19 protein-coding genes and 1 pseudogene are annotated in these 26392 nt (G+C 60.5%); 8 read left to right on the forward strand and 12 right to left on the reverse strand.

Annotated elements, in window-relative coordinates:
* Positions 1–152: 152 nt before the first annotated feature.
* The 5 genes from AABF56_RS37130 (at position 153) to AABF56_RS37150 (ending at position 6571) form a co-directional block, all read left to right on the forward strand.
* On the forward strand, positions 153–1745 hold the full coding sequence (locus tag AABF56_RS37130) for an ABC transporter substrate-binding protein (RefSeq protein WP_242224961.1): 1593 nt from the start codon (positions 153–155) through the stop codon (positions 1743–1745).
* A gap of 11 nt (positions 1746–1756) precedes the next feature.
* Positions 1757–2728 carry an ABC transporter permease gene (locus tag AABF56_RS37135; protein ID WP_242224959.1) on the forward strand — a complete coding sequence of 324 codons (972 nt, stop codon included), beginning with the start codon at positions 1757–1759 and terminating at the stop codon, positions 2726–2728.
* A gap of 11 nt (positions 2729–2739) precedes the next feature.
* Positions 2740–3621, forward strand: coding sequence for an ABC transporter permease (locus tag AABF56_RS37140; protein WP_242224957.1), 882 nt, complete (start codon positions 2740–2742; stop codon positions 3619–3621).
* Positions 3611–5245, forward strand: coding sequence for a dipeptide ABC transporter ATP-binding protein (locus AABF56_RS37145; RefSeq protein ID WP_242224956.1), 1635 nt, complete (start codon positions 3611–3613; stop codon positions 5243–5245). The genes AABF56_RS37140 and AABF56_RS37145 overlap by 11 nt, the downstream gene beginning before the upstream one ends.
* A 90-nt stretch (positions 5246–5335) precedes the next feature.
* A complete protein-coding gene (locus AABF56_RS37150) occupies positions 5336–6571 on the forward strand; it encodes a CapA family protein (protein WP_242224954.1) in 1236 nt (411 codons plus the stop codon).
* Positions 6572–6606: 35 nt separating this feature from the next.
* Here AABF56_RS37150 and AABF56_RS37155 read toward each other — a convergent pair whose 3' ends face one another.
* Genes AABF56_RS37155 through AABF56_RS37165 form a run of 3 tightly spaced genes read right to left on the reverse strand, consistent with a single transcriptional unit; the run spans position 6607 to position 12054 of the window.
* Positions 6607–9867 carry an error-prone DNA polymerase gene (locus AABF56_RS37155; protein WP_242224952.1) on the reverse strand — a complete coding sequence of 1087 codons (3261 nt, stop codon included), beginning with the start codon at positions 9865–9867 and terminating at the stop codon, positions 6607–6609.
* Positions 9864–11378, reverse strand: a complete 1515-nt coding sequence (locus AABF56_RS37160; RefSeq protein ID WP_242224950.1) for a Y-family DNA polymerase — start codon at positions 11376–11378, stop codon at positions 9864–9866. Before AABF56_RS37160 ends, AABF56_RS37155 begins: the two co-directional genes overlap by 4 nt.
* Positions 11296–12054 (reverse strand): ImuA family protein, encoded by a 759-nt coding sequence (locus AABF56_RS37165; RefSeq protein WP_242224947.1) that lies wholly within the window; start codon positions 12052–12054, stop codon positions 11296–11298. The genes AABF56_RS37160 and AABF56_RS37165 overlap by 83 nt, the downstream gene beginning before the upstream one ends.
* A 205-nt stretch (positions 12055–12259) precedes the next feature.
* On the opposite strand from AABF56_RS37165, the gene AABF56_RS37170 reads away from it, so the two are divergent.
* A complete protein-coding gene (locus tag AABF56_RS37170) occupies positions 12260–14329 on the forward strand; it encodes an ATP-dependent helicase (RefSeq protein WP_242225016.1) in 2070 nt (689 codons plus the stop codon).
* A gap of 40 nt (positions 14330–14369) precedes the next feature.
* Positions 14370–15491, forward strand: a complete 1122-nt coding sequence (gene dinB / locus AABF56_RS37175) for a DNA polymerase IV (protein WP_242225015.1) — start codon at positions 14370–14372, stop codon at positions 15489–15491.
* Positions 15492–15619: 128 nt separating this feature from the next.
* On the opposite strand, the gene AABF56_RS37180 is transcribed toward dinB, so the two are convergent.
* From AABF56_RS37180 to AABF56_RS37220, 9 genes and pseudogenes are all read right to left on the reverse strand, one after another.
* Complete coding sequence (locus AABF56_RS37180) at positions 15620–17290, reverse strand: phosphoethanolamine transferase (protein WP_242225013.1); 1671 nt, start codon at positions 17288–17290, stop codon at positions 15620–15622.
* A gap of 161 nt (positions 17291–17451) precedes the next feature.
* Entirely contained in the window at positions 17452–18024 is a 573-nt protein-coding gene (locus AABF56_RS37185; RefSeq protein WP_338341969.1) for a cation diffusion facilitator family transporter, read from the reverse strand.
* Positions 18025–18095: 71 nt separating this feature from the next.
* Entirely contained in the window at positions 18096–18503 is a 408-nt protein-coding gene (gene cyoD / locus AABF56_RS37190; RefSeq protein ID WP_242225011.1) for a cytochrome o ubiquinol oxidase subunit IV, read from the reverse strand.
* Positions 18500–19120, reverse strand: a complete 621-nt coding sequence (cyoC, locus tag AABF56_RS37195) for a cytochrome o ubiquinol oxidase subunit III (RefSeq protein ID WP_023515137.1) — start codon at positions 19118–19120, stop codon at positions 18500–18502. The genes cyoD and cyoC overlap by 4 nt, the downstream gene beginning before the upstream one ends.
* A 4-nt stretch (positions 19121–19124) precedes the next feature.
* Positions 19125–21131 carry a cytochrome o ubiquinol oxidase subunit I gene (cyoB, locus tag AABF56_RS37200; protein WP_242225009.1) on the reverse strand — a complete coding sequence of 669 codons (2007 nt, stop codon included), beginning with the start codon at positions 21129–21131 and terminating at the stop codon, positions 19125–19127.
* 29 nt (positions 21132–21160) lie between these two features.
* Entirely contained in the window at positions 21161–22318 is a 1158-nt protein-coding gene (gene cyoA, locus AABF56_RS37205) for a ubiquinol oxidase subunit II (RefSeq protein WP_242225025.1), read from the reverse strand.
* A gap of 262 nt (positions 22319–22580) precedes the next feature.
* Positions 22581–22904, reverse strand: coding sequence for a hypothetical protein (locus AABF56_RS37210; RefSeq protein WP_242225007.1), 324 nt, complete (start codon positions 22902–22904; stop codon positions 22581–22583).
* Positions 22905–23171: 267 nt separating this feature from the next.
* The gene (locus AABF56_RS37215) at positions 23172–23768 is read right to left on the reverse strand and encodes a transglutaminase-like cysteine peptidase (protein ID WP_242225005.1); all 597 of its coding nucleotides are present in this window, start codon (positions 23766–23768) and stop codon (positions 23172–23174) included.
* A 390-nt stretch (positions 23769–24158) separates the two neighbouring features.
* Positions 24159–25129, reverse strand: a pseudogene (locus tag AABF56_RS37220) (DUF1403 family protein).
* A gap of 115 nt (positions 25130–25244) precedes the next feature.
* Between AABF56_RS37220 and AABF56_RS37225 the strand changes: the two are divergent.
* A complete protein-coding gene (locus AABF56_RS37225) occupies positions 25245–26375 on the forward strand; it encodes a tyrosine-type recombinase/integrase (protein ID WP_272809701.1) in 1131 nt (376 codons plus the stop codon).
* Positions 26376–26392 lie beyond the last annotated feature (17 nt).

Here is a 26392-nt window from a genome sequence, read left to right on the forward strand (position 1 = left end):
GCAGATAAGAAGCCGGATCTAAAGCTATCACAACCTCGCCCACCTGCCCTTTGCGACGACTGAATTCGTTCAACGGGAGCGGAAACGCGTGTGGTGAAGAAGCCCTTCATCTCGGCAGGCCGGGCGCAAAAAACCAAGGAGGGACCATCGCAATGCCATTTCTGCATCAATTCCGCTCGACAGTGTTTGCCGCGGCACTCGCCGCGACCGTATCGGCGGGCTTTCTCGAGAGCGCCGCCATGGCGGAAGATCTGCGCATCGGGACGCAGTTCAAGCTGATGACACTCGATCCGCACTATGCCGATCTCGGCGAGAACAATTCCCTCCTTTCCCATATCTACGAGCGTCTCGTGACCCAGGACGCACAGATGAACCCTGTGCCGCGGCTCGCGACATCCTGGAAGCGCCTCTCGGAAACGCAGTGGGAGTTCAAGCTGCGCGAAGGCGTCAAGTTCCACGACGGCTCGCCTTTCACGGCCCAGGACGTGATCTACTCGATCGAGCGCATCCGGGACTTCCTCAAGCCGCCGAGCGGCGGCTATCAGTCGTATACGCAGGCAATCAAGTCGGTATCGGCGCCGGACCCCTTGACCGTCGTCATCGAGACGACGAGTGACATTCCCACCCTGCCGCTTCTGATGACCCCGATCTTCATCATGCCTCACAAGGCGGATGGCTTCGCAACGACCGAGGATCTCAATGCCGGCGCGCGGCCGGTCGGGACGGGCCCTTACAAGTTCAAGAGCTGGCAATCAGGTGAAACGCTCAACCTGGAGCGGAACGACGCCTACTGGGGCGGAACGCCGGCCTGGACGAACGTCACCTTCCGCGTCATCGAAAGCCCTGCCGCACGCGTGGCAGCATTGGCGACCGGCGACGTCGACGTTGCGGACTCCATCCCGGCACGCGACGTCGAGGGCCTCGAACAGCGCGGCGTGAAGGTGGAAAGCGCCGCTGCCGCCCGTTCGAACTTCCTGCAGTTCGACACCGGCGGAGAGAAGCCGCCTGGGCTGACCGACAAGGCGGGTGGCGAGATCAAGAATCCCTTCCAGGACAAGCGTGTGCGGCAGGCCCTGACGCTGGCCACCGACCGCGCCTTCATCGCCGACAGGATCCTGCTCGGTTATGGCACCGCGGCCTCCCAGCTTTTCCCGACCGGCCTCGCCGGAACGTCGGCAAACCTGAAGGTGACGCCCCCGGACTATGAGAAGGCAAAGGCACTTCTCGCTGAAGCCGGTTATCCCGATGGCTTCAAGGTGGTGCTCGCCGGCCCGGCGGGCCGGTACCCCGGTGACGGCGAGTCCCTGCAGGCTATCGCGCAGAACTGGGCAAGGATCGGGGTAAGTGCTCAGCCCGAGGTGGCGCCGTTCTCGGTATTCGCCACCAAGCGGTCCAACGGCGACTATCCGGTCTGGTACGGCGGATGCTCCGGCGAGGCGGTGACCTTCTGCCTCGGAGCGCTCCTTGGCTCCTCCGACAACGAAGCGGGCACGGGATCGCTCAACTACGGTAAGTACCGGAACCCGGCATTCGACGAGATGCTGGCAAAGGCGATGGCCATGGATGAAGGCCCCGATCGGAATGCAGCGATCGCCGAAGCCACGGAGTTCGTCATGGCAGATTATCCGATGATCCCGCTCTACCATTTCCATCTGATCGTCGGACATGGCGAGAAGGTCGGCTCCTATGCCGTGCATCCGCGCGGCTGGACGACCGCGATGCAGGCCGTACCCTCGGGTAAGTGAGGGGGACTGCCATGATGACCACCATCGTTGGAAGGCTGTCACAAGCCTTCCTCCTCCTCCTCGTCATGTCGGTGATCGGCTTTGCCGGTATCCATAGCGTGGGCAATCCCGTCTTCAACATCGTCAACATCGAAACAGCCACCGCCGAGGACATCCGCAACGCGACGATTGCCCTCGGCCTCGATCAGCCGCTCTGGTGGCAGTATTTCCTGTTCATGGGCAACGTCGTCACCGGAAATTTCGGGACGTCCTATATCTACCATCTGCCGGCCTTTTCGCTTGTCATGAGCAAGCTGCCGGCAACGTTCGAACTCGCGTCGACGGCCATGCTGATTGCCGCACCGTGCGGCACTCTGCTCGGGCTTCTGGCCGGTCGGCGGCAAGGGGGATTGCTTGACCGCATCGTCCTGAACGCGAGCGTGTTTGCGCTTAGCATCCCTTCCTTCTGGCTGAGCATGATGCTCATCCTCCTCGGCGCACTCGCCATGGGCTGGTTTCCCTCAAGCGGCCGTGGTGAGACAGTCTCGCTGCTCGGCCGGGAGTGGAGTTTTCTCACCTTCGACGGTCTCAGCCATCTGGCGCTGCCTGCCCTCGCCCTTGCCATTCCGAAGATCGCGCTTATCGCGCGACTGGCGCGGGCGGGCACTATTGAGGTGGAAAGCCAGGATTTCATCCGGTTTTGCCGGGCAAAGGGCCTGTCAGCGCGGCGGGTCCTGTTCCGGCATACCCTGCCGAACATCAGCATTCCCATCGTGACCATCGTCGGCATGCAGTTCGGCGGGATGCTGGCCTTCGCGGTGGTGGTGGAAACGATCTTCGCCTGGCCCGGCGTCGGCAAGCTTCTGATCGACTCCATCCAGCTTCTCGATCGGCCGGTCGTGATGGCAACCCTAGCCTTCGTCGCCGTCGCCTTCGTCGGGCTGAACGCCCTCGTTGACCTCACCTATGCCGCGCTCGATCCGCGCGTGCGCCTTTCCGCTTGAAAGGGGAACTCATGAAGGCCGAAACACTTCGCACATTGTGGAAGTATCCGTGGCAACACCGCGTCAGCCTCTCATTGCTGCTGCTTGCCGCCTACGTTCTCCTGGCGCTCGCAGCACCGTTCATCGCGCCGCAAAACCCTTATGACCCGCTGCAGATCCAGGCGTGGGAAGCTTCGTCCCCACCAGGAACCGTCAGTGGCGTTGGCTACGCCTATCTGCTCGGAACGGACGGACTTGGGCGCGATATCGTCAGCACCATACTCTATGGCCTGCGCCTGAGTCTTCTCGTTGCGGTCACCAGCACGGCGATTGCCGCCTTCATCGGGCTGACGCTCGGTGTCAGCGCCGCTTACTTCGGCAAGTGGGCAGACGCCCTTATCATGCGCATCGTCGATCTCCAGCTAAGCCTGCCCACCATCCTGGTGGCCCTCATCGCGATCGTCACGCTCGGTCCCGGCGTCGACCGCATCATCCTTGCAATCGTCATCGTGCAATGGGCAACCTATGCCCGACTTGCGCGTGGGGTGGCGCTCAGCGAGATCGGCAAGCCGTATCTCGATGCGGCCCGGCTCCTGCGACTGCCGACCCATCGCATTCTCTTTCGTCACCTCCTTCCGAACAGCATCGCCCCGGCCATCACCCTGATCCCGATCGAACTCGGCCATGCCGTCGCGCTAGAAGCCACCCTCTCCTTTCTCGGACTCGGAGTGCCGATCGACAAGCCGTCGCTCGGCTCCACCGTCGCAAACGGCTTCCAGTACCTGCTGACCGGCCAATACTGGATCAGCCTTTTCCCGGGCCTTGCTCTGTTCGGTCTTATCGCAAGCATCAACTTCGTCGGCGAAGACCTGCGGCGCCGGCTGGATCCCAGGAGGCGTTCCCATGGCGCATGACAACACGCGTGATCCTTTGCTGATGGTCAGCAATCTCACCTTGAAACACCGCACTCCAGCCGGCGCCACGACGATCCTTCACGATGTCAGCATCAGCCTGCAACGCGGCGAAGTCCTTGGTCTGATCGGCGAGTCCGGCGCGGGAAAGTCGACGCTTGGCAACGCCATCCTTGGTCTTCTTGCCGCAGATTTCGAGCGAACGGCCGGCACCATCCTCTTCGATGGCAAGACGCTCGATGGAATGGACGAACACCAATGGGCCGAAATCAGGGGACGGCGGATATCCGCGATCTTCCAGGATCACACCGCATCGCTCGATCCGCTCATGGCCGTCGGCCCCCAGGTTGAAGAAGCTATCCTCGCCAACAATGACAAAACCCTGCGCAAGGAAGCGCGGGATATGGCCCTCGATTTGCTTGTTCGCGTCGGCATCCCGGATGCACGTGAACGGTATGACAACTACCCCCACCAGTTCTCAGGCGGACAGCGCCAGCGCATTGTGATCGCAATCGCGCTTGCCGGCGCACCCGATATCATCATCGCCGACGAACCGACCTCCGCCCTCGATGCGACGGTGCAAAAGCAAATCCTCGCGCTCCTGCGCGAACTCGTCGACGAGACCGGCGTATCGATCATCCTTGTCACTCACGATATGGGCGTTGTCTCCGATATAACCGATCGAGTGGTCGTCCTGCGCCACGGCAAGGTTGTGGAACACGGCGTCACGGCATCGGTACTGGACGCCCCACAGCGCACATACACCCGCAGCCTTCTCGCCGCCGTTCCCAGATTGCGGTTGTCGGACAATCCAGCGGAGCATGTCGCCGAGACCGATACGCAGCCCATCCTCGCCGCCCGGGGCGTCGCCAAGACCTTCTCCGGCGGATTTGCCTGGTTCAAGAGGAACGTCTGCAAATCGGCGTTGCGCGACGTCTCGGTGGTGCTGGAGCGCGGCGCAATTACCGGCATCGTCGGCGAAAGCGGCAGCGGCAAGAGCACGATCGGCCGGATCATCGCCGGGCTGGAGACCGCCAGCAGCGGCAATCTCGACATCGACGGCAGGCGGTTCGACATCTCCCGGCCCGGCTATCGGAGCGGTCTGCTCGGTGAGGTCCAGATGATCTTCCAGGATCCGGCGGTCTCGCTAAACCCACGCATGTCGATTGGAGAGACGCTGCGGGAAAGTGTCCGGTTCGGAAGCCGCCAATCGGGCGACCCGAGGCAGGATGTGGTCAATATGATGGATCGCCTCCAACTGGCCCATAACCTTCTCGGCCGATATCCGCACCAACTGTCGGGGGGACAGAAGCAGCGCATCTGCATCGCACGCGCCCTTCTCGCCGGCCCGCGGATCATCGTTGCCGATGAACCCACGTCAGCACTCGACGTATCCGTGCAAGCGGAGATTGTCGCGCTTCTCAAGGAGAATGTGGCGGAGCGAGGGATTTCGATGCTCTTCATCTCGCACGATCTGGCGCTTGTGCAGGCGCTTTGCAGTTCAATCTACATCTTCAAGGATGGCGAAGTGGAAGATGCCGGTCCCTCCGAGTTCATCTTCTCACGCTCGCAAAACCCGTACACACGCAGCCTGATTGACGCACGGCCAAAGCGTTTCACGCACTGACTTCGGCAATGCCGCGGAAAGTCGGGCATCCCCCAACTTCGTTCCATCCACCTGCACGCGGCGCCCATGCGCAGCGACGAAAGGTCTGACATGATAAACACGTTCACAATCGCCGTTACCGGTCAATCTCTCATCAAACACGATACCCGCGACATCAACACAGCAGGATTCCGGGAGGTCCAGGAGGTGCTACGGCGAGCCGACTTCTCCTTCACGAACTTCGAAAGCACGATACTCGGCAGCCACGGAGGATGGCCGCTCAAAGGCGCGGTATTCGGCTGCAGCCAGCCTAATGTTCTGGACGCATTGCAGGCGCTTGGCTTTCAAGGGCTTGCGTTGTCGAACAATCATGCATTCGACCTCGGCCCCTCCGGCGTCCTTTCCACCCTGGAGGAGGTAGAAAGGCGCGGCTTCCTTCACGCCGGCATCGGGCGCAACCGGACGGCGGCGTCCCGCGCAGCGAAGGGTTCGGTTGGCAGGCGGAAGGTGGCCCTTGTCGCCATGGACGGGGGACCGGGGCCTGACTTCATGTACGCCGCGGATGCTTCCATCGGTCGCCCTGAACGCCCCGGCGTTAACCGGCTGAAGTTGTCGAAGGTGATCGATGTCGACGCCGACGCTTTCGAGCAGTTGCGCACGGTCCGTGACAATGTTGGCTACACAGCGATGGACCTCGCCAATGACAGCCAGCCTGACGACACGCCGCATGTCGATCCAGAGACTGAGCTGAGCATCGCTCGCGCGATATTCAGGCGTTCCGACCGGTTCGGCCGAAACGTCAAAATCGACGAAGACTCCCTCTCCCGAAATCTCGCCACGATCGCGTCAGCGGCCGAAGAAGGGTGCCTTGTCATCGCCTACCTGCACCACCATCACTGGGCCGCGGACTGGTATCAGGTGGCTGAATGGGTGGGTGCCGTTGCGAAGAAATGCATCGACGCGGGGGCGGTGATGTTCGTGAGCCATGGCGCTCCCGTCCTTCAGCCGGTCGAAATCTACCGCGGGCGGCCGATCTTCTACAGTCTCGGCAACTTCATTTTCCATGTGAAATCCGTGAAATCGAAATGGCGGGCGCGTGAAGTATGGGAGAGTGTGATTGGCCTGTGCTCGTTCGACGACAATGGCCAGTTGGCCGGTTTGTCATTTCACCCGGTCGTCATCGGTGGCGCAGAAGCCTTGAAAAGCGAAGCTTTGGAAGAGCGCCTCGCACCAGAGCTTGCCCACGGTCACGACGCGGAAAGGATTCTCCAGCGATTTCGGGAGCACTGCGGAAAATTCGGCGTGGACATTGAGATTTTGGACGACACAGCGCGCATTCGCATCTAACCCTCTGCCAATCAACCATATCTGGGTGTGGGCGATCAATGGAAATTTCGGCTCTTGACCTTCAACCGATCGATCAGCAAGTCCGGCACGTATATCTCACGTGCCGACACTGCCGCCTTTGGCCGATCACGCGGATCCGGCGCGCCATTGCCATGGGCGAACTCATCCCCTCGTCTGTGGGGCAAGGGAAACTGCTCGTCTCGCTCGCCCAGGCGGCCGAGGTCTTCAGAGAGATCGAACAGACGTTGCGCAACCAGATGCACCACGTCGCCTTCGCGCTGGATCTTTCCATTGATCGCCAACATCGAGCTGGAGAGCACGAGCCGGCGCTGGCGCTCGAACACCTTCGGCCAGATAACCGCGTTGATGATGCCCGTCTCATCCTCGAGCGTCATGAACATGACACCTTTGGCCGAGCCCGGACGCTGGCGCACCAGCACGAGCCCACCGCTCATCAGCCATTGACCGTCTCGCGCAGCCATTGCTTCGGCGCAGGTCACCATCCGCTTCCGGCGAAGATCCTCGCGGAGGAAGGAAACCGGATGCTGACGGAGGGTCAATCCGATATGGGAATAGTCCTCGACAACTTCATGCCCCGCCTTCATCGACGGCAGATGCACGTCGGGCTCTTGTGCTTCAGCAACCTGGCGGGCTTCGCGCTCAGCGGCTGCGGTCCAAAGGGCAAGCGGCTCGTCACGCAGGGCCTTGATCGCCCAAAGCGCGTCCCGGCGCTGAAGCTGTAGCGATGGCAGAAACGCATCCGCCTCCACCATCTTCACCAACGCGGCCGTCGGAACGCCGGAGCGGCGCCAGACGTCATCGGCAGAAGAGAACGGCTCGTCGGTGCGCGCCGTCACGATCCGGGCAGCGTCGGCCGTCGAAAGACCCTTCACCATGCGCATACCCAAGCGGACAGCCTTCTTGTCACCGTCGCCGGTATCCTCGAGCGTGCAATCCCATCGGGACGCATTGATGCAGACCGGCCGGACCTCCACGCCGTGTGCCTGCGCATCGGAGACGATCTGAGCAGGGGCATAGAATCCCATTGGCTGCGAATTGAGGAGTGCGGCACAAAAGGCATCGGGGTGATGGCATTTCACCCAGCTCGACGCATAGGCGACCAAGGCAAAACTGGCGGCGTGAGATTCAGGAAAGCCGTAGCTTCCAAATCCCTCAAGCTGGCTGAAGGTCCGTTCCGCAAAGTCCGCCGAATAGCCGTTCTTGACCATGCCGGCGACCAGCTTGTCCTTGAACTTCGAGACGCCGCCGGAGAACTTGAACGTCGCCATCGACTTGCGGAGCTGGTCGGCCTCGCCGCCGGTGAAGCCGGCGCAGACCATGGCAACTTTCATGGCGCTCTCCTGAAACAGCGGTATGCCGAGCGTCTTCGACAGGACAGCCTCCAGCTCGGGCGTCGGGTATTCGACCGGCTCCTTGCCCTCTCGCCGGCGGAGATAGGGATGCACCATGTCGCCTTGGATCGGCCCCGGTCGGACAATGGCCACCTGGATGACGAGATCATAGAAGGTGCGGGGTTTCAGGCGCGGAAGCATGGACATCTGCGCCCGGCTCTCGATCTGAAAAGTGCCCAGCGTGTCGGCCTTTCGGATCATCGCATAGGTCCGCGGATCCTCGGCAGGGATGGAAGCGAGATCGCGGACATCGCCCTTGTGCTCGGCCATCAACGCGAAGGCCTTGGCCATGCAGGTCAGCATCCCGAGGGCAAGTACATCGACCTTCATGAACTTCAGCGCCTCGATGTCGTCCTTGTCCCATTCGATGACTTGGCGATCGTCCATGCGCGCCGGCTCGATCGGCACGAGATTGTCGAGCCGGTCATGGGTCAGGACGAACCCACCCGGATGCTGGCCGAGATGGCGCGGCGCGCCCATGAGCTGCTGCGCCAGTTCCAGCGTCAGCTTCAGCCGGTAATCGGCCGTGTTGAGATTGTTCTCCTTCAACTGGCTTTCGGAAAGGCCATCCGACCATCTCCATATCCCCGACGAGAGTTGCCCGATCATGTCTTCCGGGAGACCGAGCGCCTTGCCCACGTCACGCAACGCACCCTTGGCGCGGTATCGAGTGATTGTCGCGCATAGGGCCGCTCGGCTCCGGCCATAGGTCTCATAGATCCACTGGATGACCTCCTCCCGCCTCTCGTGTTCAAAATCGACATCGATATCGGGTGGCTCGTCCCGCTCTTGAGAGATGAAACGCTCGAACAGCAAATCATTCGTGTCGGGATCGATCGACGTCACGCCGAGGCAGTAGCAGACAGCCGAGTTCGCGGCCGATCCCCGTCCCTGGCAGAGGATGCCTTTCGACCTGGCATAGCGGACGATGGAGAACACCGTGAGGAAATAGGGCGCGTAGTTCATCGTCCGGATCAGCTCCAGCTCGTCGCGCAGGGATTTCCGCACCTTCTCCGGCACGCCCTCGGGGTAGCGCACATCTGCGCCTTCCCAAGTAAATTTCACCAGCGACTGCTGCGGATCGAGACCGGGCACGATGGCCTCTTCCGGGTATTGGTACTGAAGCTCCTTGAGATCGAATTTGCAGCGCTCGACGATTTCGCGGGTACGGGCCAGCGCTTCGGGATAGTCGGCGAATAGCCGGTGCATCTCCTCCGGCGTCTTCAGGAATCGGTCCGCATGGCGCTCGCGGTCGAACCCGACATCATCGATGGTGGTGCGCGTGCGAATGCAGGTCACGACGTCCTGGAGCTGGCGGCGGCCAGGCTCGTGGAACAACACATCGTTGGTGACGACGGTCCTGACCCTGTGGCGCGCCGCCATCGTGGCGATGCCGTGAAGACGCAGCTTGTCGTTCGGCCGGCGGCGCAGACATAGGCTCACATAGGCGCGATCACCGAAGAGATCGGCCATCTTGCGCAGTTGCACCGCGCAGGTCTCGTCGGCCTCATCCGGGACCAGCACGCCGATCATGCCGGCGGCGTGCTCGGAGAGGTCCGCGAAATCGATCAGGCAATTGCCCTTGCCGCCGCGCGCCTTGCCGAGCGACAGCAGCCGCGTCAGGCGTGAATAGGCCGGTCGATCCATGGGATAGACCAGGATCGACATGCCGTCGGTGAGATCGAGCCGGCATCCGACGACAAGGCGCACGCCGGTCGTCTTCGCCGCCTCCCAAGCCCGCACGATGCCGGCGAGGCTGTTGCGATCGACAACGCCAAGAGCGTCGATACCAAGCGCGGCCGCGGCCGCGAACAGCTCGTCGGCGCTGGACGCTCCACGCAGAAACGAGAAATGCGTCGTGATCTGAAGCTCGGCGTATTTCATCCGAACACCCCATGCAGGAACCACAGGTGGGAGCCGGTCTCCGGATCTATGCCGTCGCCGGCACGATAAACCCAGTAGCGCTCGCCAAGCTCGTCCTCGACCACGAAGTAGTCCCTGACGGCCTGGAATTCGCGCGGCCGCGTCCACCATTCTCCGAAGATCCGTTCCGGGCCGTCGGCGCGAACGACCTTTCGCCTTTTGCCGCGCCAGGTGAACACGACCGGCGGCTGGTCCGGCAGGAGCGCCATGACGTCGATCCGCTCGGGGTTTGCGAGCAGCCGCGACGGCCGAGGCCATTTGTTGGCCCAGATCTGACCGATATCGGGCGCTGTCGCGGGAATTCGCCGCACCGATCGTTCCGGCACATCAGAGGCCACCGGCGCGACCCGGAACAATCGATGACCGCGATTGCCGAGGATGTCGACGAGGGGCGTGATATCGGCAATCTCCTCCTCGATGAGCGAGGAGACCACCTGCCGTTCTTCCAGCGGCTCGGCGAAGACCGCCACCAGAACCAGCTTCTCGATGCCGAAGCCAGGATCGATCGTCTCAATCCGATCGCAGAGCAGTTTCGACAAGCGTTCTGGATCGCGCACCGGCTTGGCGAGACCGGCGCGAAGATGCTGGCGCGTATTGTCGACCCGGTGGATGGCAAGGTCACAGCGGCGCGCCCCAAGGCCATTCTCCGCCAGCTTGACCGAGAGCTGATCGACCAGCCGCCTGACATATTTTGCGATGGTCTCCGCCGCGCCGATGGGCTCCGCGAAATTTTTCGACACCTCGACCAGTTCCGGCGTGCGGATCGGTTCGATCGGCTCGGCGATCCGGCCGAACAACTGGTCGAGCCGGCGTGCTGGGTCTGCCCCAAAGCGCAGGGTGAGCGGCGCACGCGGCATGGCGGAAAGCTGGCCGACTGTATCGATGCCGAGAACCCGAAGGCCCTGGACCGTCTCGGCCGGAAGCCGCAAGGCGAGGATCGGCAGGTCGACCACGGCTTTCGCCACATTGCCGACCGGAACCACGGTCGCCTCCGCCGAGATCAGCCGGGCGATCGCGTGCGAGGCGCCCCAGGTATCCGAGACGGCCGCTCTTGCTGTCAGGCCATGGCCACGCAGCCGATTGACCAGGCCCGTGATGAGGAGATCCTCGCCGCCCTGGAGATGGTCGGCGCCCTCGGTGTCGATGACCAGGCCGTCAGCGCCATCGATGGCCACCACCGGGCTATATTGCCGAAGCGCCCAGAGCGCGAGCCGCTCGAGCGCGGCCGCATCTTCGGCCGGTGCGGCATCGACCATCGTGAGATCGGCGACCATGGCCTGCGCCTTGCTCGCCGGCATTCCGACGCGCAGCCCGAGCTTCATGGCAGCCGGATCGGCAGCCGAGATCCAGCGCTTCGATCCACGCCGCGCGATCACGACGAGCGGCTTGTCAGCCGGCAAGGCTTCGCCAGCGTGTCGTCTGATCCGCTCTGTCGCCAGATGTGGGAAGTAGACAGATACGACCCGTGTCATCAGGGGCTCCAATTTCGAATTCGGCGCATTCGCCTGCTTTGACGCGCATCAGTTCCGCCAGCCACCGCGCCCGCCCGACGCCGGCCACCGGCAACCGCTCGGACGGCAAGGTGCTGATGCGCCAGCGTGTGGTTGAGGCCGTCGGCTGCCCATAGTCCGACGCCTCGTTTTGCCGCCGCCAGCGCCGCAGCACGATCGCCATGCTGCCGGTCTTCTCCGCCGCGAGCTGCAGGCGGCGCGAGGCTGTCATCGACAGGCGGACGAGCTCGCCGACGACGCAGGAGAGACCGCCGAAAGACAGCCCCTCCTCCATGGAGGACAGCACCTCCACCTCCCGATCGCTTTCGCAGAAAACGACCCGGTCAGGATGAAGGCCGGCCTGCGAGATCGCCGGGAAGAAGAGGTCCGGGCGCGTCATGCACCACAAGACCTTACCCTTCGTCCGGGCGGCGACGCCCGCGGAAAACAGCGCGGCAGCCGCACCGTCGACCGTGCCGCCTCCCCCGCCGGCAACCTCATGCAGTGCGCCGATGGCCAGCCCTCCTCCCGGCAAGGCCCGGTCGATCTCCGGAACGGCAAAGGGCAGCACGGAGCGGGCGCGAGCGACCCCGCCTTCAAGCTGGCCAATGCGCTCGCGAAGCTCGGCAAGCACGGGATTGAGGGCATGGTTGGCCACGGCAGAATTGTTGCTCCTTCAGGGTTTTCAGCCGTCCTTTAAGCTGATACGTTCTTTATTTGTTCCGATTGGCGAAGTGAGTCAATCGAGCCTCCGACCGGGAAGTCTTCACGCAGCTAAGGCGTTGAAACGAATCCGATAGCTGCATCAAGGGGATATCCGGCGCTCGGAGGGACAGGAAAATTTTCTCAGGCGCTGGGGACACATGACGGCGACATATCTCGACAAACTCAACGACCGCCAGCGGGAGGCGGTCGAGCATGGCGTCGGTCTGGCGGATGGCGCGATCGGTGGGCCGCTGCTGATCATCGCGGGCGCCGGCTCCGGCAAAACAAGCACGCTAGCGCACCGCGTCGCGCATCTGATCGTCAATGGCGCCGATCCGCGCCGCATCCTGCTGATGACGTTTTCCCGCCGCGCGGCTACGGAAATGACGCGCCGCGTGCAGAGGATCTGCCGGCAGGTGCTTGGCGATAATGCCGCGATCATGACCGATGCACTCGCATGGGCAGGGACTTTCCATGGCATCGGTGCACGGCTCTTACGCATGTATGCGGAACAGATCGGGCTCGGTGTCGATTTCACGATCCATGACCGAGAAGACAGCGCGGACCTGATGAACATTGTCCGCCACCAGCTCGGATTCTCGAAGACAGAAAACCGCTTCCCCACCAAGGGCACCTGCATCGCGATCTATTCGCGGGTGGTCAACTCGGAGGCGTCGATCGGCGAGGTCCTGAAGGCTTCCTATCCATGGGCTGTCGAATGGGAGCGCGAGCTGAAGGAGCTTTTTGCCGGCTATGTCGAAGCCAAGCAGGCGCAGAACGTCATGGATTACGACGACCTCCTTCTCTACTGGGCGCAGATGCTCTCGGACCCGGACCTGGCGGACGACGTAGGCGGTCGCTTCGATTACGTGTTGGTGGACGAATACCAGGATACCAATCGCCTGCAGGCTGCCATCCTGATGTCGCTGAAGCCGGGCGGGCGGGGCCTCACGGTCGTCGGCGACGACGCGCAATCGATCTATTCGTTCCGTGCGGCGACCATCCGCAATATCCTCGATTTCCCGAACGAGTTTTCGCCGAAGCCGGCCGACGTCATCACGCTCGACCGCAACTACCGTTCGACGCAGCCGATCCTGGCGGCGGCCAATGGCGTTATCGGCCTGGCCCGGGAGCGCTATACGAAAAACCTCTGGACCGATCGCGCATCGGAGCAGCGGCCGCTGTTGGTCACGGTGAAGGACGAGACGGACCAGGCCGCCTATATCGTCGAGCAGGTGCTGGCCAACCGCGAGGTGGGTGTTCCCCTGAAGCAGCAGGCCGTGCTATTCCGCAGCTCCAACCATTCCAGCGCGCTTGAAATCGAGCTGACCCGCCGGAACGTGCCCTTCGTGAAGTACGGTGGCTTGAAATTCCTCGATGCCGCCCACGTCAAGGACCTGCTCGCCGTTCTGCGCTTTGCCCAGAACCCGCGCGATCGCGTTGCCGGCTTCCGGTTGCTCCAGCTTCTTCCGGGCGTCGGGCCGCAGACGGCCGGCAGGATCCTCGACACGATTACCGCCGATCCAGAGCCGCTTCAGTCGCTCGCCGAGATCCCGCCGCCGCCCAAGAGCGGTGACGACTGGCCCGCCTTCGTCACGCTCGTTTCCGCCTTGCGCAAGGCCGAGGCCGGCTGGCCGGCGGAGATCGGCGCGGTGAGGATGTGGTACGAGCCGCATCTCGACCGCATTCACGAGGATGCGGACACGCGCAAGGCCGATCTCCTTCAGCTCGAACAGATCGCCAGCGGCTATCCAAGCCGGGAACGCTTCCTGACGGAACTGACCCTTGATCCCCCGGACGCCACCAGCGACCAGGCCGGCGTGCCACTGCTCGACGAGGACTATCTGATCCTCTCAACCATCCACTCGGCCAAGGGACAGGAGTGGCGGTCGGTGTTCATGCTCAACGTCATCGACGGCTGCATTCCGTCCGACCTGGGCACGGGGACAACCGCCGAGCTGGAAGAGGAACGCCGGCTACTCTATGTCGGCATGACGCGGGCGCGCGACAGCCTCGCCCTCATCACGCCGCTGCGCTTCTATACCTATGGGCAGAATTCCCAGGGCGATCGTTACGTCTCGGTCTCAAAGAGCCGATTCATTCCTGCAACCTTGTTGCAATATTTCGAGGTGACAAGCTGGCCCAAGATCAGCGCAGCAGCCGGCGAACGGAGCACGCGGAACGTCCGCATCGATGTGGGTGCACGGATGCGCTCGATGTGGCAATGACGCAGTCCGAGAAGGATGCGAGAACACGCGAACTGGGGCTATGGACAGACGGGACGCGATCGAAACGACGGCAGTGAATTCGGAACGCGAAGAGAGGATCCGGCGCATCATCCATGTGGACATGGATGCGTTCTATGCCTCCGTCGAACAGCGCGACAATCCGGACCTGCGCGGCAAGCCGGTTGCCGTCGGCAGCTCCGCGGCGCGCGGCGTCGTCGCTGCTGCCAGTTACGAGGCACGCGCCTTTGGAGTACGCTCCGCCCTCCCGTCCGTGACCGCGAAACGGCGCTGCCCGGACCTCATATTCGTGCCGCCGCGTTTTGACGTCTACCGCGCCGTCTCCGGGCAAATCCGCGAGATTTTCTCCGAGCACACGGACCTGATCGAACCGCTCTCCTTGGATGAAGCCTATTTGGATGTGACGGAAAACAAGCAGGGCATCCCGATCGCCACTGAAATCGCAACCATCATCCGGGCACGCATCAAGGAGGTCACCGGCCTCAATGCATCGGCCGGCATTTCCTATTGCAAGTTCCTCGCCAAGATGGCGAGCGACCTCAACAAGCCGAACGGTCAGGCCGTCATCACGCCGAGACATGGACCCGGCTTTGTCGATGAGTTGGCGGTCGAGAAGTTTCATGGCGTCGGGCCGGCGACCGCGGCGCGGATGGAGAAGCTCGGCATCCTTACGGGCGCCGACTTGAAGGCGAAGCCCCTCGCCTTCCTTCAGGAGCATTTCGGAAAATCCGGGCGCTGGTATCACGACATTGCCCGCGGCATCGATAATCGCCCGGTCCAGCCGGACCGCCCGCGCAAATCCGTCGGGGCCGAAGACACCTTCATGACCGACATCTTCGATCTGCAGGCGGCGCGCGCAGAGATCACACCTCTGGTCGAAAAGGTCTGGCGGCATTGTGAGGCAAAGGACCTTCGCGGGAAAACGGTCACGCTGAAGGTGAAGTATGCCGACTTCCAGACCATCACCCGCAGCAGGACGGCAGCCGTCTCGGTCGCGGCGGCGGGTGAGATGGAAGCGATTGCACCGGCGCTGCTCGATGGCCTTTTCCCGACCGAAAAGGGTATCCGTCTTCTCGGCATCACCGTGTCGTCGTTCGCCGAAGAGTCCGCTGCCGATCCCGACCAGCTCGCGTTCACGATATAGCCGCGCGGAACAATGTCACCGTTCGCGCGGCTATATCGTAAACATTAGGCCAACGATTGTGTATGCTGAAAAGCCTCACGACGCCGGGCGCCCACGCCCCCGATATGCTCTTAGGTTTCTGAATGAGGTCAGGAGCCCGGGAGGGCCGCCAATGCCCCGCGACAGGCGGCGAACATGTCGAGATCACGCTCGTAGGCTTTGGTCGTGACGTTCATCATGCCAAGCAAGCTGGAGAAGAGATTATCGTGCGACAACGGCATCGTCGCAGATTTTTTCAGGCAATCGAGATTTAACCCCATGGATGAGGCGAATTGCCGATCGAACCATGCGATCAGCGGCACACGCGTCTGTTCGTCTGGCGCCATGAAGTAGGGCGTGCCATGCAGGTATAGATTATTCTCGCCGAGCGATTCGCCATGGTCCGAAACGTAGAGGAAGCCGGTGGATAGCGTCACTGTCCGCGCCTTCAGACGTTCTACGATCTTCGATAGGATGAAATCCGTATAGAGAATGGCGTTGTCATAAGCGTTGACGATCTCCGAGTCCTTGCATCGGGAAAGCTCCGTCGTCCGGCAGTCAGGAATGAATTTTCGAAACGCATCCGGATAACGCTCGTAGTAAGCTGGACCATGATTGCCGAGTTGATGCAACACCAGGACGCTGTCCTTCGTAATCCCGTTCAGCCATTCATCGATCTTCTCCAAGAATATCTCGTCCTTGCAGTCACCGTCCTTGCAGAACTGTGAATCGGACGATCCTGTAATGATCACGTTGCGAACTCGGTCGGCAACACCCTTGCTGCCGGTATTGTTTTCCATCCAGGTCACATCAACCCCCGCACGGACGAGAACATCGAGGACGTTCTCGTTCTCCAATCCGGTCTTATGGTCGTAACCCGATCGCTTCAGATTGGAGAACATGCAGGGTAAGGAAACGTCAGTGGCCGTGCCGCAGCTTGAAACATTCGAAAAGTAAATGACGTCTTGCCGTGCGAGCTCCGGATTGGTCTCACGCGCGTACGAGTCCAGGGAGAAGTTCGCGGCGCGTGCCGTCTCTCCCACGACGATGATAGCGACGCGAGGCTTGGTGGAACCATCTGCTCGCGCATCAATTTTTGCATCCCCACCCACCGGCTTCACCGATATGATGATCTCCTGGCTTGCGCCGAGGATATACTTTGTCGTGCTAACAAGCGGCGTGATTGGATTGAGCGTTTTTATCAGATCTCTTTTGGTACGAACAACTGCTGAGTACGGCTTGTAGAATGCCGCGCCCAAACTCACGAAAACTAGAAAGCAGACGAAGATCGTTATCGCGTTTTGACGAATCTTACGGCCGAACGGCTGATGGACGATGCGTATCCAGGTCAGAAATGCGGTCGGCAGGAAGAAATAGAGTGCAAAATGCTTAATGAGCCCTGGAGTGAGCAGATCTTGTGATTCCGCCTTGGTCGTTTCAAAAGCGTTGCGCACCATATCCGTGTCCACAAATACACCGTAGGTATCCGTAAACCACGCCGCCGCCGTCGCCACGGCAATGTAGAGTATGAGAACCGGTTTGATGATGTACTTTATTGAAACAGCTACTGTGCCAATTGCAAAAAGCGCGAAGATGGCGACCCAAAGCGCCGCATAGGCCGAAGGATCATTTTTCAGGTAGAGCCCCGCCTTGGACCAGAAGGTGGCATTAAGGAACAGCAGCAGGTAAACCGCTACCACAATGCTCGTAACAAGATCCCCCAGCTGCGGCCGGAATCGGTTCAATTGCGCCCTGAGCGTTGCAGCGGCCATGTGTTTCATGCCTCGATACCCATTTGTCCGCGAGCTTTTTGGCAACGTTTACTCTCTCTAGCGACTAGAGCTTCAAGAGACTTTTTTTTTCAGGTTTGCCCACACTCTTTCGACTGCGAGCACCTTCAACCAGGATCGCTTTGGATCAGACGGCTGATTGAAGGGCACGATCACGCGTGCCGGGCGAGAAGCGCGCCCCGCGGGTCCACCTGGACCGTGACATGATCGATGCCGTGCCCTTCCTTGAGAAAGGACGCGACGACCGACGGCAGGGTCAATGGGTCGATCCCCTCCTTAGGGCTGACGTGGACGGTCGCGACGATGCTTTCGTCCGTCAAGGTCCATGCATGGAAGTGGCCCCCCTCGGCGATGCCCGGCAGATTCAGCAGGCCCGCTTCGATTTCATGGGCAACAATGCCTTTCGGCGTGGCCTGCAGGAGCACGCGGATGGAATCGGAAACCAACCCCCAGGCCGAGCGGATGACGAGGCCGGCGACCAGCACCGAGAGAAATGGGTCAAGGATGCTCCATCCGGTGAGCATGATGCCGATGGCCGCAGCAATGGCGCCGACCGATCCGAGAAGGTCGCCGACGACGTGAAGGAGCGCGACGCGCAGGTTGCTGTCACCGCTGTCGCCGGACCATAGCGCATAGGCGCCGACAAGGTTCACGAGGAGACCGATGGTCGCGACAACGAGCATCGGACCGGCGAGGATCTCCGCGGGCTGGTTGATGCGCTGCACCGCTTCCCAGGCGATCCACTTTAAACCAAGACTGTCTGTTCGTTCTGTAAGCGGGGTTCTTGGCGAGCTGGCTACGGCATATTCTTCATCATTTCTGGTGTCATCGGCATCATATTCGCGTTAAGGTGGTACATGATCCACAATGAGCCGGAAACCGCGATAAAGATGATGACGACGGTGAAAATTAGCGCCATTAGCGTCCATCCGTCTTCCGCGCGGGAGTTCATATGCAAGAAGTAGATCATGTGGACCACGATCTGCACCACAGCGAAGAGTATGATCAAGACGCCCGTCGCGGTCTTGTTTTCAAGGACATTACCCATCACCAGCCAAAACGGAATCGCAGTCAGTATCGCAGCAAGTAGGAAGCCCGTTACGTAGCCACGAAAGGACCCATGCGTCCCGCCATGGCCGAGCCCACCGTGTTGATGGTCATGATCATGGTTGCCGTGCGCGTGGGCGTGTGGATTCGAACTCATATCAAAACTCCCATCAGGTAGACGACGGAAAACACGCCCACCCAGACTACGTCGAGGAAATGCCAGAACATGGAGAGGCAAGAGAGCCGCCGGCAGTTTTCCGAGCTCAGTCCATACCTGGCGATTTGCACCATCAGCGTCACAAGCCAGACAATGCCAATGGTGACGTGAAGGCCGTGTGTTCCAACGAGGACGAAGAAGGCCGACAGGAAGCCGCTGCGCTGCGGCGTGGCCCCCTCCCCGATCAGCTTGATAAACTCGTAGAGTTCCAGCCCGATAAAGGCGAGGCCGAAGAGACCAGTAACGGCCAGCCAGAAAAGCGTCTCCGATCTGGCGCCACGCTCCATCTGCAGCATGGCGAAACCGAAGGTGATCGACGACAGAAGCAGGAATGCCGTATTGATGGAGACGAGCGTCAGGTCGAACAGGTCGGCCGGCGACGGGCCTGCCGCATAATTGCGCCCGATCACGCCATAGGTGGCGAATAGGACGGCAAAGATCAGGCAGTCGCCCATCAGATAAATCCAGAAGCCCAGGCTGGTGGCATTTTCCGGATGACGTTCCTGTTTCTGGTAGAATTCCGGCTTTACCGACGAAGTGTCGTGAGTTTGGTTCATGGTCTCATGCCCTTCCTGCAAGCAGGTCGGTGCGGGCGGCCTCCGTCTCGACGACCGTCTCGACTGGGATGTGGTAGTCCCGCTTGTAATTGAAGGTATGGGCAATCGCGACGCTCATGAGCGCCACGAAGGACAGCGCCGCCAGCCACCAGATGTACCAGATCAGCGCGAAAGCCAGAACGACGCTAAGCCCGCTGAGAACAACGCCAGTACCTGTGTTTTTCGGCATATGGATGGCCTGGAAACCATCGACCGGGCGTTCATGACCTCGCTCTTTCATATCCGACCATGCATCGAGGTCATGAACGATTGGAGTGAAGGCGAAGTTATACTCAGGTGGAGGGGATGAGGTGGACCATTCGAGCGTGCGGCCATCCCATGGATCGCCTGTCTCGTCCTTCAGTTGATCACGTTTCACATAGCTGACGAAGAGTTGGACCAGGAACGCCACGATGCCGAGCATAATCAGGAAAGCGCCAAAAGCTGCAATGATGAACCAGATCTGTAGCGACGGATCGTCGAACTGGCTGACGCGGCGAGTGACGCCCATCAGGCCAAGCACGTAGAGCGGCATGAAGGCAAAGAAGAAACCGATCTGCCAGAACCAGAAGCTCAGCTTGCCCCAGAAGGGATCGAGCCTGTAGCCGAACGCCTTAGGCCACCAATAGACAATGCCCGCGAGCAGACCGAACAATACACCACCGATAATCACATTGTGGAAATGGGCAACCAGGAACAGCGAATTGTGGAGCACGAAATCCGCGGGAGGAACGGCAAGAAGCACACCTGTCATACCTCCAATCACGAATGTGACCATGAAGCCGATCGTCCAGTACATGGGCAGCTCGTAGCGGATGCGGCCTCGATACATCGTGAACAGCCAGTTGAACATCTTCGCACCGGTCGGGATCGAGATGATCATCGTGGCAATGCCGAAGAAGGCATTGACAGAGGCGCCTGAACCCATCGTGAAGAAGTGGTGTGCCCACACGAGATAGGACAGGATGGTGATGACGACGGTCGCGTAGACCATCGAGGTGTATCCGAACAGGCGCTTGCCGGAGAAAGTCGATACGACTTCCGAGAAAACGCCGAAGGCCGGCAGAACGAGGATGTAGACCTCCGGATGGCCCCAGATCCAGATGAGATTGATATACATCATCGAATTGCCGCCAAGATCATTCGTGAAGAAATTTGTTCCCACGTAACGGTCGAGCGAAAGAAGGGCGAGCGTCGCCGTAAGGATAGGGAACGTCGCGGCGATCAGGATGTTGGAGCAAAGCGAGGTCCATGTGAAAACCGGCATCTTCATGAAGGACATGCCCGGCGCGCGCATCTTCACGATGGTCGCGATGAGGTTGATGCCAGACAAGGTCGTCCCGACACCGGCCACCTGTAGCCCCCAAATATAATAATCGACGCCGACGCCGGGACTGTAGTCCGCGCCGGAGAGCGGCGGATAGGCGAGCCAGCCCGTACGGGCGAATTCCCCAACGAAGAGCGACATCATCACGATGATGGCTCCGCCCACAGTCATCCAGAAAGAGAAGTTGTTGAGGAAGGGGAAGGCGACATCGCGGGCGCCGATCTGCAGCGGCACGACATAATTCATCAGGCCAGTGATCAGCGGCATGGCCACGAAGAAGATCATGATGACGCCATGCGCCGTAAATATCTGGTCGTAGTGGCTCGGCGTCAGATAACCCTCGTTGCCGCTGAAGGCAATCGCCTGCTGGATGCGCATCATGATCGCATCGGCAAATCCCCGTAGCAGCATCACGAGCGCGAGGACCACGTACATGATCCCGATCTTCTTGTGATCCACGCTGGTGAACCACTCCCTCCAAAGGTAGCCCCAGAGCTTGAAGTAGGTGACGGTACCGAGGATCGCGGCGCCGCCGATGGCGACGACGATGAAGGTAACCATGAGGATGGGCTCGTGCAGGAAGGCAAGGGACTCCCATGACAACCTGCCGAAAATGAATTCCATTATGCTGATGTTCGTAGGCATTCGTGTTTCCAGTATCTGTCAACCGATGGTCATGGATTGGAGATGTCATTGGTTGGCGCGAATGAGACACCTTGCGTGCTGTTTTTTGCCGGGACACTACCGTCCATGACCGTGCCGTTTGGCATGACATGGCCAACTGCTGCCTGGCTCGCTTCCGACGCGGTCATGGCGCTTCGGTCGTCAGTGACCGCACTTGCTTCGGAGGCTGATCCTGTTACGGCATCGTCCTGAATTCCGTCGGCCTCGGGTGTCAAAGGCGGATAGAATACATCGAGACCTCTGAGCGGCGCGCGGCGCGTATCGTAGTCGAGCCTCTCCCTGTTCTTCTCGCTTTCGAGACCGCCACCGCCCATCTTGTCGATATGCATCATCTGGTTCATGCACATCGTGCCGGGGGTGGCGCAGAGATTCAGGATCGAATCGTAGAGTCCGCTGTCGACGCTGGCGTAGTAACGCACTGGCTCCTTGATGCTCGGCTTTTCCAGCTTCATATAGCTGTCGCGATTAAGCGTGGTGCCTACCCGCTTCACTTGCGTCACCCAGGTGTCGAAGTCAGCCTGGGTCAAGCCGCGGAACTTGAAGCGCATCTGCGAAAAGCCGCCGCCGCTGTAATTGGCCGAAAGCCCCTCGTAGTCACCAGGAACGTTCATGACCGCATGGAGACGTGTCTGCATGCCCGGCATGGCATAGATCATGCCCGAGAGCGCCGGAACATAAAAAGCGTTCATGACCGATGATGACGTAATCTTGAAGCTGATCGGAACGTCCACCGGCGCTGCGAGTTCGTTGACTGTAGCGATGCCATATTCCGGGTAGAAGAACAGCCACTTCCAGTCGAGCGCCACGACTTCCACGGTCATGGTCTTTGTATCTTCCGTGACCAGCCGTTGCGCATCGATCCGGTCGAGCGGACGATAGGGATCGAGTTTGTGAGTGCTGATCCAGGTGATCGCACCAAGCACGATGATGATGGCCAATGGCGCCGACCAGATCACTACCTCGAGAGCAGTCGAATGGTGCCATTTGGGGTCGTATTTCGCCCTTTTGTTAGACTGGCGATAGTGCCAAGCGAAAAAGAGGGTGAGAAACATCACCGGTACGATGATGAGCAGCATCAATAGCGTCGAGACAACGATAAGATCCGCTTGTTGCCTTGCGATATCGCCTGAAGGCGACATGACGACCATTTTGCAACCGCCCAGCAGGAGCAACAGCGGGACGACAACGGCAAGGCGAACGAACTTCTTGGAGAGAAGCACTTCTGACTCCCTGGAATTAACCTCGGGTCTTTGAATGAAAGAGGTTCCCGGTTGCCCCGGTGGCGTCTGTCCGCAATGGTACACCCGAGGCACGGAGCTGCCGGATGACAGATTCCGGAACAATGGGCGCAATGCGGCGAAGCCGGCTACAAGCGCAAGGCTTGACGGGCTGCCGGGTTATTCGCTTTTTTTACGACTTTGGAGGGTGTGGGATCAGATAGTACTGGTTCTCGAACCGCGGTTGCGCGGGGAGGATGAAGGCAAGCTTCTCGCATGCCTTATGCTCGTTCAAGTCGACATAAGCAGACGGCTGCCAGTTCCGAACATGTTGGTCGGCATCGGAAACGGCCAAAACCTTACTCTCGGGAAAGAGCCTGGTTTCGTTGGCGTTCAGCGCAACCACGATCTGAAGAGAGGAACCATCGATATGCGGCTTCGCAAAAGCATTGCCTGAGACGACCTGGAAAGAGATCATCAACAGAAAAATCACGATCTTCCGGCCGACCGACATCATGTTGCATGTCTGCTCATAGTGATAAAACAAGGCGAGGATTTATCAAAGAAGCCAACTCAAAAAAAGCAGGATATCTCGCGTGCGCCAATTTGTCCGAAACATGTTGCCGGGATCCGGAAACCATTGCTCTACCTTGGATCGCGATTGACCGTTCGATTCTCACGCGGCATGAACACGATCGAGAGCGGGTGTTGTCAGCGCCATAGACAATCGTAACAGTGGGTCCGGACACGTCCTCAAAGCGGTGAGTTCGGGAAGTCGGCGGCGCTACTTGACGCTACCGACGGCGTCGGCACGACCGTCCTGCAGTTTGATCCACTTGCCGGCATCGGCTGAGGACTGACGCTTCAGATATCGGTACTCGGTGTCCGACCAGAGCAGGATCTTGTTGCGCATATTGTCGAGCACGAAATCGCCGCGATCGGTACGAAGGGTCAGCACCGCGTGGCCCTGTCCGCTCGGCTGAACAACGACGGTGATCAGCAAGTTGGAAGGCGAGATCCCGGCCTCGATAAGCTTCTTACGCTTAATCAGAACGTAATCCTCGCAGTCGGCGGCACTTTGCGGGTAGGTCCAGAGTTCTTCAACGCCGTAGATTTCCATGTCCGTCAGTGGCAGATAATCCACGTTCGCGTTATAGTTCACGTTGACGATAGTCTTCCAGTTTTCCTGTGTTAGAGCCATCGGGCCCTTGTCCTCGCCGTTGGGCTGGCATTCTTCGGTATATTTCTTGCAGAATGTATAGTGGCCGATCGGCTGGCTAGTCTTGCCAGCGAGTTCCATCGCCGCGGGAAGGGCCATGGCCTGTGCGGCGACCATGGAGAAAAGAAATGCGAGTGCACTGACCTTGATTGTTTTTGTCATTGTTCTGTCCTCGTTCAATAATGGGACAATGACATTGATACTTTGATCTTGCGCAAAAATTAGAAGAATAATTTAGTTTAAATCAAGGTAGAACATGCACTAAATGAAAATAAAACATCAATCAAATTTAATCAGTATTTGAATTACTTTTGATTCAAATTTTAGGAAAATTCTCGATGTGCTAGACGAAGCCAGCTGACATTTATATAACTGAATTTAAAAAGCTTTTTCCAAATCGGACAACATCGCTATTTCCCAGAAGACAGAGCCCTTGCTCCAAAGGAAGGCAACCCGTCAGCGCATAGGTGGATACCTCACGCTCGGCAGATTTGATGGTCGCTGTGAACGTGAGGCTCCACAGCCAACGATGGACCCCGAATTTTCAATACCTCATCGGCCATGTGCCACATTGAAACGCGATACGTCCGTCGCAAGGTGGTCGCCTAGTTTGCGCCAGGACGTGGTCCGCGGCCCAGCCGGTCGAACAGCCGGGGTCGCCGCCCAGCGCGAGAGATTGCTGCCAGGCGCCGAGGCGGCGACGGCGTCCTGATCGAGAAGCGCTTGGATGACGGCGCCGGCGCCCCTCGTGCGAACCTTTGACGCCGCGGTGCGCAGCGTCCCGGCCCGCCGAGCAATCTCGCCGGCGGTGCGCAGGGCCGATCCTATCCCTTCAACGAGGGCAAGGCAGACGGCCCGGGCAAAGGCAGCTTCCCCCGGACGGACACGCCCCCTGCCCCCAAGCGTCTTGAAGGCCGGCCCATAGCGCTCGGCCATCAGCAGCGGCATGGCACAATCCCATTTCAGCTGCGCCGCGATCAGCAGATCGGCCAGCATCCAGCCGAGCGGTTCGGCATCCGGCCGCACGGCATGTAGGGCCGTGACCGAGTCCGCCGCGGCAAGAGGCGCCGGGCGGCCCGATTGCAGCGCATCGTCGGCATGGTCGACCACCGCGGTGAGCCGATCGTCCCAGGCAAGCCCCAATAGATCGGCAAGCTCGGCCACCGCTTTCGAGGAAAAGGCGGGTTTTCGGGTGGAAAGCCTTTTGGTGGCCAAAAACACCTTTCCGGCCGGGCCGGGATCGTCGCCGGCGGTCGTCAACAAACGGCGTCGCGCAAGGCGGACTCGTCCTCGCTGCGCCCCATCAGCCGGACCGCGACGGCAGCACATTTGAGGGCCTGGCGCGCGCGCCAGCAGCCGGCCCAGACGGGTTCGGAGCGAATGAGATCATCCAGCGATTTCAAGGCGATGCCGGCGGAGAAAGCGGCGGCAAGTTCGTCCGGCTCGCGGCCGCGCGGCAGGGTCCAGCTAGGCAAGGCAGCCGTGAACGTCGGGGCGGAAACGGGCGAATCCATGACCGGCATCCTAGGCCAATTGTGCGGATTATACCAGACTTTTGCGCATTAACCGCACGGCTTGTCTTGCGCACAAAATGATGGATAACGTTGCCTTATCGTTCATTTTGCTCATTATAGAGAAATGTCCCAAATCATCGACGAAAACAGCGAAATTCACTCTCCGGAAAGCTCTGCTCCGCCGCACAGCACGCCGGCGGCCGACGGCATTTCCACCGCCGTCGCCGCAACACCCACCTCCCCTCTTCCGGCGAGCGCCGGCCTGCCGGCCCAGCTGCAGGATCTCACCGACCGCGCCCGCGGCTACGTCGAGGCCGCCAGCTCCGCCAACACGCGCAAAGCCTATGCGTCCGACTGGAAGCATTTTACCGCCTGGTGCCGGCGGCAGAGCCTGTCGCCTCTCCCCCCGGAATCGCAGGTCGTCGGGCTCTACATCACGGCCTGTGCTTCCGGGACGGCTGAGCGTGGGATGAAAGCGAACACAGTCTCGACTATTGAGCGGCGCCTTGCCGCCATCGGCTGGAACTATGCCCAGCGCGGCGCGCAAAAACTCGATCGCAAGGATCGCGCTATCGCCACCGTCATGGCCGGCATTCGCAACAAACACGCCACCCCGCCGCGCCAGAAAGAAGCGATCCTGCCGGAAGACCTGATCGCCATGCTCGAGACACTCGAGAGGAGAACCCTGCGTGGCATGCGCGATCGGGCGATGCTGCTCCTCGGCTTTGCCGGCGGCCTGCGCCGTTCGGAAATCACCGGACTCGACCTTGGGCGCGACCAGACGGACGACGGGCGCGGTTGGGTCGAAATCTTCGACAAAGGCGCGCTGCTGACGTTGCGTGGCAAGACAGGCTGGCGCGAAGTCGAGATCGGCCGCGGCTCTTCCGACGCGACCTGCCCCGTCGCCGCTTTAGAGGCCTGGGTAAAATTCGCGAGGCTCGCGAAAGGCCCCCTCTTCCGCCGCGTAACCGGGAAAGGCAAGGATGTCGGGCCGGACCGTCTGAACGACCAGGAGGTGGCACGCCTCGTCAAGAAAACCGCGCTGGCTGCTGGCGTGCGCGGCGATCTCTCCGAGGCTGAGCGCGGCCAGATGTTTGCCGGCCATTCGCTGCGCGCCGGCCTCGCCTCCTCGGCGGAGGTCGACGAGCGCCACGTGCAAAAACAGCTCGGCCATGCCTCGGCAGAAATGACCCGCCGCTACCAGCGCCGGCGCGACCGGTTCCGCGTCAACCTCACCAAGGCCGCGGGGCTCTGACAAGCCCTTTCCCTCCT

The sequence above is a fragment of the Shinella sp. WSC3-e genome (assembly GCF_945994535.1).
Classification (GTDB): Bacteria; Pseudomonadota; Alphaproteobacteria; order Rhizobiales; family Rhizobiaceae; genus Shinella; species Shinella yambaruensis.